General features: G+C 71.1%; 7 protein-coding genes and 2 pseudogenes. 5 read left to right on the forward strand and 4 right to left on the reverse strand.

The annotated features are described in order from the left end of the window. From ACIBLC_RS38835 to ACIBLC_RS38850, 4 genes and pseudogenes are all read right to left on the reverse strand, one after another. Positions 1-284 (reverse strand): annotated as a pseudogene (locus ACIBLC_RS38835) (2-oxoglutarate ferredoxin oxidoreductase subunit alpha); the annotation flags it as partial. 336 nt (positions 285-620) lie between these two features. Next, positions 621-1,280: a response regulator gene (locus tag ACIBLC_RS38840; RefSeq protein WP_399216243.1), complete on the reverse strand. Its 660-nt coding sequence runs from the start codon at positions 1,278-1,280 to the stop codon at positions 621-623. Between the two features lie 270 nt (positions 1,281-1,550). After that, the gene (locus ACIBLC_RS38845; protein ID WP_399216204.1) at positions 1,551-2,906 is read right to left on the reverse strand and encodes a sensor histidine kinase; all 1,356 of its coding nucleotides are present in this window, start codon (positions 2,904-2,906) and stop codon (positions 1,551-1,553) included. Between the two features lie 309 nt (positions 2,907-3,215). Further along, a complete protein-coding gene (locus ACIBLC_RS38850) occupies positions 3,216-4,448 on the reverse strand; it encodes a sensor histidine kinase (protein WP_399216205.1) in 1,233 nt (410 codons plus the stop codon). Positions 4,449-4,681: 233 nt separating this feature from the next. On the opposite strand from ACIBLC_RS38850, the gene ACIBLC_RS38855 reads away from it, so the two are divergent. The 5 genes and pseudogenes from ACIBLC_RS38855 to ACIBLC_RS38875 all read left to right on the forward strand — a co-directional run. Beyond that, complete coding sequence (locus tag ACIBLC_RS38855) at positions 4,682-5,107, forward strand: NADH-quinone oxidoreductase subunit A (protein WP_399216206.1); 426 nt, start codon at positions 4,682-4,684, stop codon at positions 5,105-5,107. Next, positions 5,098-5,715 carry an NADH-quinone oxidoreductase subunit B gene (locus ACIBLC_RS38860; protein WP_399216207.1) on the forward strand — a complete coding sequence of 206 codons (618 nt, stop codon included), beginning with the start codon at positions 5,098-5,100 and terminating at the stop codon, positions 5,713-5,715. The genes ACIBLC_RS38855 and ACIBLC_RS38860 overlap by 10 nt, the downstream gene beginning before the upstream one ends. Next, the gene (locus ACIBLC_RS38865; RefSeq protein ID WP_399216208.1) at positions 5,712-6,935 is read left to right on the forward strand and encodes an NADH-quinone oxidoreductase subunit C; all 1,224 of its coding nucleotides are present in this window, start codon (positions 5,712-5,714) and stop codon (positions 6,933-6,935) included. The genes ACIBLC_RS38860 and ACIBLC_RS38865 overlap by 4 nt, the downstream gene beginning before the upstream one ends. Beyond that, positions 6,932-7,900 carry an NADH-quinone oxidoreductase subunit H gene (locus tag ACIBLC_RS38870; RefSeq protein ID WP_399216209.1) on the forward strand — a complete coding sequence of 323 codons (969 nt, stop codon included), beginning with the start codon at positions 6,932-6,934 and terminating at the stop codon, positions 7,898-7,900. Before ACIBLC_RS38865 ends, ACIBLC_RS38870 begins: the two co-directional genes overlap by 4 nt. A 2-nt stretch (positions 7,901-7,902) precedes the next feature. After that, positions 7,903-8,454: pseudogene (locus tag ACIBLC_RS38875) on the forward strand (NuoI/complex I 23 kDa subunit family protein); the annotation flags it as partial. Positions 8,455-8,739 lie beyond the last annotated feature (285 nt).

The raw sequence follows: 8,739 nt of genomic DNA on the forward strand, positions 1-8,739 counted from the left end.
TGATCGGCGAAATGCAGCTGAAAAGACGAAACGCCCGGCAGGGTTCCTGCGGGCGCCCGGATCTCGGCGGGAAAGTTCGGAAGAGTCGAGAGGTCATTGCCGAACGACGCCGTCTCCGAAGTGAACCGATCCCCCGTGAGCTGCATCCCGTCACCGGAATCACCCGCGAACCGGATAATCACCCGATCCAGCCGGCGGAGCTCTTTAGCCCCTGCCGGTTTGCGCTGTTCTCCTACGACGGCTCCGTCGGCCTGTTCCGCTGCGCTACTGACCTGGCTGGTCACTGAACTGGACCTCCCTCGAGGCGGCTGTCAGGGAGCGGCCTTCGCGCAGGCCATCCCAGGATCAACCCTACGTCTGTAAGGGGCGCCTTCCCGAGGTCATTCGCACAGTGGATGCCATTTTGAGACTGCTTGACGGCCTGACTTGTCATGACTTACCCCCCCGGCACTTCCCTTGAAGACGCTCCCGCTCATCGTTCGGTTCTCGTACCGCTCATCGTTCGGTTCTCTCGCAGCTCGGCTTTCGGCCCGTGCCGCTCGGCCTCCGGTCCTCATGTCGCTCGGCCGGCTCTCGTTCCTTCCGGTGCGCCGACGACCGTCCGGCACGGTGTCAGATGGTCAGGACTTCAGGTAGGTGAGCACCGCCAGAACACGTCGGTGGTCCCCGTCGCTCGGCGAAAGCCCCAGCTTGAGGAAGATGTTGCTGACGTGCTTCTCGACCGCGCCGTCGCTCACGACGAGTTGCCGGGCGACGGCGGAGTTGGTCCGCCCCTCGGCCATCAGCCCGAGGACCTCCCGCTCCCTGGGGGTGAGCCCCGCGAGCACGTCCTGCTTGCGGCTCCGCCCGAGCAGTTGCGCGACCACCTCCGGGTCCAGCGCCGTACCCCCCTGGGCCACCCGCACCACCGCGTCCACGAACTCCCGCACCTCGGCCACCCGGTCCTTGAGCAGATAGCCGACGCCACGGCTCGAACCGGCCAGCAGTTCGGTGGCGTACTGCTCCTCCACGTACTGCGACAGCACCAGCACACCGAGCCCGGGATGCGCCTTGCGCAGTTGTACGGCGGCCCGGACCCCCTCGTCGGTGTGCGTCGGAGGCATCCGGACGTCGGCGACGACGACATCCGGCAGCGCGTCCACGGCCGCGAACTCGGTGATCGTCTTTATCAGCGCCTCCCCGTCCCCGACGCCCGCCACGACGTCATGTCCGCGATCGGTCAGCAACCGGGTCAGGCCCTCCCTCAGCAGCACTGAATCCTCGGCGATGACGACCCGCACTCTGTCCTCCACGATTTTCGGCCCCCCAGAGCCCTGCTCCCGGCCCGCGCCGGGTTAGTCCCCGCTGATACGACAGCCCCCAGCATTCCAGCATTGGGACCGACGGGCAGGTGTTCAGCCTGTCCGGAGTTCGCGGACGGGCGCGACAGGGCCCCTGAGGGGGAGCTCTCAGGGGGCGGGAACGGGTCAGGAACGGGTCGGCTCGGGAACGGGTAGGGGCGGCGGGGGCGAAGAACACCCCACGCCGCCTCGGGCGCACCCCCGGCCGGGTCACCCCCGCCAGGGCAGCTCCGCGGTGATCCGGGTGGGCCCGCCCACCGGCGAGTCCACCACCAGGATTCCGTCCACCGCCCCGAGCCGCTCCGTGAGCCCCGCCAGCCCGGAACCGGCGGACCCGTCGGCGCCGCCCACCCCGTTGTCCGTGACCTGAAGCATCAGCCGGTTCTCGACGCGCCAGACATCGACCGTGGCCCGCGTGGCCCGGGAGTGCTTGCTGACGTTCTGCAGCAGCTCGGAGACCGTGAAGTACGCGATCCCCTCGATCGCGGGCGCCGGCCGGGCCGGCAGATCCACCTCGACCTGCACCGGCACCGTGCAGCGCGAGGCGACCGAGGACAGCGCGGCGTCAAGACCGCGGTCGGTGAGGACCGCCGGGTGGATACCGCGGGCCAGGTCCCGCAGCTCCTGCAACGCCGTCTTCACCTCACCGTGCGCCTCGCCCACCATCCGCGCGGCCTCCTCCGGATCCTCGGTCAGCTTCTCCTTGGCCAGCCCCAGATCCATCGCCAGGGCGACCAGCCGGGCCTGCGCCCCGTCGTGCAGATCACGCTCGATGCGCCGCAGGTCGGCGGCGGCCGTGTCGACCACGATCCCCCGGTCTGACTCCAGCTCGACCACGCGCGTCGCCAGCTTCGAGGGCCCGAGCAGCCCGCGCACCATCACCCGGTCCACCGTCGTCAGCCCGCGCACGATCCACGGCGAGGCCATCGTGAAGAGCAGCCCCACCATCGCGGTCACGGTGATCTCGAAGGGGTTGTTCAGGTAGATGCTGTGCGAGTCGTCGCCGTAGAGCTGGAGTCCGTCCTGCCCCCCGTACATCGGGAAGATCCAGAACCACAGCGGGTACGTCAGCAGTGCCCACCCGTACACCCAGAAGTTCAGCGCCACCACGAACGAGAACACCGACCATGGGAACTGCACCACCGCGTAGAGCAGGTGCCGCCACGACGCACCGCTCTTGAGCACGGCACCCATCCACGCCATCGCGCCCTGCTTCCGCATCCGCAGCGGCTCGGGCGCGGCGACCTCGACCCCGAGCAGCCGGCGCGCCCGCGCCCGCTCCAGCGAGCCGAACCCCCGGCAGCCGGCCAGCATGCCGGCGAGCACCGGGATGCCGAGGAAGGTGACCAGCAGGCCCGCGCCGAGCGCGAACATCGTGACGGCGTACGTGAACATGAGGATGCCGAGCGGCAGGCTCAGCAGCACATAGCCGAACTCACGCCAGCTTCGGGCCTCGATCGGCGCCCGCAGCGGGGACGGAAGACGCAGCCGCCGCTCTTCGGTGCCCGCCCCGTGGAATCCGGGCCCGCTGTGCTGCCCGTACCCCTGTCCGTAATCCGTGGCCATCGGTCCCGTCCGTTCTACTCGTCCTGCTCGTCGGCTCGTACCTCAACCCTGTCGTCCGCGGCTTCCGCCGACCATGGAGCGGGTCGGCGTCCTGGGACGGGGGTTTTCCCTACCTCGCCCCGGCAGCCGTTGGGTGGGGCGGGGCGAGGCGGGGCAGGCAGATCGTGGCTGTGGGCTGTGGGCTGTGGGCTTTGCCGCTTTGGGCTTTGGGCGTGTGTGCCGGATCCGGGCGTACGCAGGGGCCCGGGGGCGTACGTGCACGCCCACGGGCCCTTGAGGGCGTGCCGTGGAATGGCGGAGCCGCTACGGCTACCGGGCCGGCCACCGTGCGGGCTCGTGCCGCAGGTCCACATCGCGGTCGCGCCACGGCAGCTCCGCCGTGATGACGGTCGGACCGCCGGGCGGAGAGTCGATGACGAACAGGCCGTCGACCGCGCCGAGCCGGTCCGCGAGCCCCGCCATGCCCGTACCACCGTCGAGACTGGCCCCGCCGCCACCGTCGTCCCACACCTGGATGAGCAGCCGCTCGTCCGTCCGCCACACGTCCACGGACGCGGAGCGCGCCGCGCTGTGCTTGCTCACGTTCTGGAGCAGCTCGGAGACGGTGAAGTACGCGATGCCCTCGATCGCCGCGGCCGGCCGCGACTCCAGGTCGGCCGTCACCTTCACCGGCACCGTGCAGCGCGAGGCGACCGAGGACAGCGCGGCGTCGAGACCGCGGTCGGTGAGGACCGCCGGGTGGATGCCGCGGGCCAGATCACGCAGCTCCTGCAACGCGAGCTTCACCTCGCCGTGCGCCTCGTCGACCATCGCCGCGACCGTGTCGTCGGCCTGCCCCTCCAGAAGCTTCTCCTTGGCGAGGCCGAGGCCCATCGCCAGGTTGACCAGCCGGGCCTGCGCCCCGTCGTGCAGATCACGTTCGATGCGCCGCAGGTCGGCCGCTGCCGTGTCCACCACGACCCCACGGTCCGACTCCAGCTCGGCGATCCGCCGCTCCAGGTCCTCGGAGGGCGACAGCAGCCCGCGCACCATCGCCCGGTCCACCTCCGTCAGCCCCCGCGCGATGAACGGCAGCACCGGCCACAGCACGAACAGCGAGGTGAGCGTGATCGTGAAGGTGAGGATGCCCCACGGCAGCCGTATCAGGTCGTACAGGATCGTGCGCCAGCCCACCGGGTCCTTCAACGCCATCCACAGGTGGGCGAAGAACCCGTCCCGGCCGCGCAACGGCAGCGGGCTCGGCTCGTCCACCCGCACCCCGAGCAGCAGGCGGGCCCGGGCCCGCTCCAACTTGCCGAGCTGCCGGGCGCCCAGCAGCCCGGCCGCGAGCAGCGGCAGACCGACCACGGTCACGGTCAGCCCGACGCCCGTGGACAGCACCACCATCACATAGGTGAATCCGAGCACCGCCGCCGGCAGATTGGCCAGCAGATGGGCGATCTCCTTCCACGTCTGCTTGTCGAGGGCGAAGCGCGCGGGAGGCAGCCGGTCGACGCCGGACGTTCTGTCCGGCGGGCCGGTGGGCGGGATGCGTTCGGTCATATTCGCTAGCGTGCCCGGCCGAGAGCCGCCGCGCCATGAGGTGGACCGCCGGGATCCACTGGGGAAAACCCCACCCCCGGGCCGGACCCCGGCAGCGGCTCGGCTCATGTCCGGGCGTGACGGGCTGCTTACCGTTTCTTTAGCAGGCCCTAGACTCCCGTCCGTACAGATCGTCGAACGAGGCGCGGCACAGCGTGCGCGCCGCCATCGAGGCCAGGGAGTGAGGGGCTGACGTGCCGGAACCGACCGTGCTCACGGCGACCGGGGCTGGGGCCGAACCCGCCGCCGCGGCGGACTACTTCCAGTCGTACTCGGTCGTCGGACTGCTCGCCGTCGTCGGCGTGCTGTTCGTCGCCGTCGCCTTCGGGGCGGGACGCCTGCTGCGGCCCGTGGTCCCCACCCCCGAGAAACTCCTGACGTACGAGTGCGGAGTCGACCCCGTCGGCGAGGGCTGGGCCCACACCCAGGTCCGCTACTACGTCTACGCCTTCCTCTACGTGATCTTCGCCGTCGACTCGATCTTCCTCTTCCCCTGGGCGACCGTCTTCGCCGCGCCCGGCTACGGCGCCGCGACCCTCGTGGAGATGTTCATCTTCCTCGGCTTCCTGGCCGTGGGCCTGCTGTACGCATACAAGAAGGGGGTCCTGACGTGGACGTGACCACCCCCGAGCCGGAGCCGGTGTCCGTGCCCGAGCCGGTGTACGTGCCGGAGCCCAAGCGCCTCGGCGCCCTCTCCCGGCTGGCCCCCGAGCCGATGAAGGTGGTCCTCAACTGGGGCCGCCGCTACTCGCTCTGGGTCTTCAACTTCGGCCTCGCCTGCTGCGCCATCGAGTTCATCGCCGCGTCCATGGCCCGGCACGACTTCATCCGGCTCGGCGTGATCCCCTTCGCGCCCGGCCCGCGCCAGGCCGACCTGATGGTGGTGTCGGGCACGGTCACGGACAAGATGGCGCCCGCCGTGAAGCGCCTCTATGAGCAGATGCCCGAGCCCAAGTACGTCATCTCCTTCGGGGCCTGCTCCAACTGCGGTGGCCCGTACTGGGATTCGTACTCCGTCACCAAGGGCGTCGACCAGATCATCCCGGTCGACGTCTACGTGCCGGGCTGCCCGCCCCGCCCGGAGGCACTCCTCCAGGGCATCCTGAAGCTCCAGGAGAAGATCGCCCGCGAGTCCCTGGGCGAGCGGTACGGATCGGCGCCGCGACCGTCGACCGCCGCGCTCCAGAGTGGTCTGGTCCAGCCCCCGGCCCCGGGAGCCGCCCGATGACCGGCTGGCTCCCCGCTCCCGTCGAGGAGCTGTTCGGTCCCGAGGCCACGGCCGAGGAGTCCTACGAGGTCCTGACGGTCGACGTCCCGCCGTCCTCCTGGCTCGCGGCTCTGGAGACCTCGCGCGAGGTGCTGGGCTGCACCTACTTCGACTGGCTGAGCGCCGTCGACGAACCGGGTACGGGCTTCCGCGTCATGGCGCACGTGGCCGCGCTGGGTCCGCTACGGCGCCTTCTCGTCCGTACGACCGTTCCGCACCCGGCGCCCGTCCTCCCGTCGGCCGTCTCCGTGTACGCCGGCGCCGGCTGGCACGAGCGCGAGACCCACGAGATGTTCGGCGTCACCTTCGAGGGCCACCCGGGCCTGGACCACCTGCTGCTGCCGGAGGGCTTCGAGGGCCACCCCCTCCGCAAGGACTTCGTCCTCGCCGCCCGCGTCGCCAAGGCCTGGCCCGGCGCGAAGGAACCCGGCGAGTCCGAACACGGCGGTCCCAAGCGCCGCCAGATGCTCCCACCGGGCGTCCCCGACCCCAACGAGTGGGGTCCCCTCAAGGGCCAACTCCCGCCGGCCCCGGCCCGACCCGCCCGCGGCGCGGCCCGCGCGTCCGGCGACCGGCCTGTGCGGCGGGGGCGTACGGCGGGGGAGGGGTCTGTGAGTCAGGGGGCGGCGGCGGCTCCGGCGACAGCTCCAGCGACTCCGGAGCCCTCGGCGGGCGCTGAACCGGCGGTTCCTGCGGCTCCGGCGGTTCCTGCGGCTCCGGCTGGTCCGCGCCGCGCCCGCAGTGCGGGCCAGGGTTCGGCCACCCAACGAGCGGAGGGCGCCGAACCGACGTCCCCCGCCGCCCCTGCGGGCCCCACCGCGCCAGGCAGCTCCGACGCTCCCTGGCACCACGCCCGTCCAGCCTTCGACGAGTCGAAGCCGGGGGTGGGGGCGGGGCCGGAGCGGGACTCCGAGCTGGAGTCGAGGGGCGCTCCGGAGCCGGAGGCCGCCTCGGAGTCGAAGGGCGCCTCGGAGCCGGAGGCCGCCTCGGAGTCGAAGGGCACCTCGGAGTCGAAGGGCACCTCGGAACCGAGGAGCGCCCCGGAGCCCGAGGCCGTTCCGGAGCCGAAGAACTCTCGGGAGTCGAAGGCTGAACCCTCCGACTCCGAATCCGAGTCCGACACCCCCGCCACCCGCACCAACCCCACCACGCCCGACGACCCCTCCGGAGGCCCGCAGTGAACGACGCTCTCGACGTCGCCCTGCGACTCCTCGTCGTCTTCGTCGTGTTCCTGACGTTCCCCCTGATCGTCGGTCAGACCGAGCACAAGGTGATGGCCCACATGCAGGGCCGCCTGGGCCCGATGTACGCGGGCGGCTTCCACGGCTGGGCCCAACTCGTCGCGGACGGAGTCAAGTTCGCGCAGAAGGAAGACATCGTCCCGGCAGGGGCGGACCGCCGTATCTTCCAACTGGCCCCCGCCGTCGCCCTCCTCCCGTACCTCCTGGTCCTCCTCGCCATCCCCATCGGCCCCGGCGAGGGCGCCGTCGGCGAGGTCGTCGACGCCGGCATCTTCTTCGTACTCGCCGTGATGGGCGTGGGCGTCCTCGGCTCACTCATGGCGGGCTGGGCCTCGGCCAACAAGTTCTCCCTCCTCGGCGGCCTCCGCACCGCCGCCCAACTCCTCGCGTACGAACTTCCGATGCTGCTGACCGCGGCCTCCGTCGCGATGGCGGCGGGCACCGTCTCCCTCCCGGGCATCGTGGACGCCTTCGAGTGGTGGTGGCTGCCCTGGCAGGTCGTCGGCGCGATCGTCTTCTTCGTGGCAGGCCTCGCGGAGTTGCAACGACCCCCCTTCGACATGCCCGTCGCCGACTCGGAGATCATCTTCGGCGCGTACACCGAGTACACCGGCCTCCGCTTCGCCCTGTTCCTCCTCGCCGAGTACGCCGGAATCGTCGTCCTGTGCGGCCTGACCACCGTCCTCTTCCTGGGCGGCTGGCACGGTCCCTGGGGTGCCGACGGCCTCGGCTGGGTCTGGACCCTCCTCAAGGCGGCCGTGCTGGCCTTCGTCGTCATCTGGCTGCGCGTCACCTATCCCCGTCTCCGCGAGGACCAGCTCCAGAAACTCGCCTGGACCCTCCTCGTTCCCCTCGCCCTCGCCCAGATCGCCCTCACCGGCATCGTCAAGGTGGTGATCTCCTAACCGTGGCCCCCATTCCCGGCTCCGGCCTCGCCAAGGGGCTGGCCGTCACCCTCCGCACGATGACGAAGAAGACCGTCACCGCGCAGTACCCGGACGCCCAGCCCGAACTCCCGCCCCGCACCCGCGGCGTCATCGGCCTCTTCGAGGAGAACTGCACGGTCTGCATGCTCTGCGCCCGGGAGTGCCCGGACTGGTGCATCTACATCGACTCCCACAAGGAGACGGTCCCGGCCGCCGCCCCCGGTGGCCGCGAGCGCAGCCGCAACGTCCTCGACCGCTTCGCCATCGACTTCGCCCTGTGCATGTACTGCGGTATCTGCATCGAGGTCTGCCCTTTCGACGCGCTGTTCTGGTCCCCGGAGTTCGAGTACGCCGAGACCGACATCCACGAACTCACCCACGAACGCGACAAACTCCGCGAGTGGATGTGGACGGTTCCGGCCCCGCCCGCCCTCGACCCCGCCGCGGAGGAACCGAAGGAACTCGTCGCCGCCCGCAAATCCGCCGAAAAACTCGCAGCGACCCAAGCCGAGCCTCCGGCGCGGCCCGATCCACCGGCCCATCGCGGACCGTCAGCCACGGCCGGGGATCCGGCCGGGGTCGGGAAGCCGGATGCGGTCGGGAAGCCCGCCCAGGTCGGGCAGTCGGACGTGGTCGGGAATCCCGCCGGGGCCGGGAATCCCGCCGGGGCCGGGAATCCCGCCGGGGCCGGGAATCCCGCCGGGGCCGGGGAGCCCGCCGAGGTCGGGCAGTCGGACGTGGTCGGGAAGCCCGCCGCGGTTGGGAATCCCACCGAGACCGGGGAGCCGGACGAGGTCAGGAAGCCTGCCCAGGCCGAG

Origin of the sequence: Streptomyces sp. NPDC050535 (assembly GCF_044457665.1) — a bacterium.
In the GTDB taxonomy this organism is placed as follows: Bacteria; Actinomycetota; Actinomycetes; order Streptomycetales; family Streptomycetaceae; genus Streptomyces.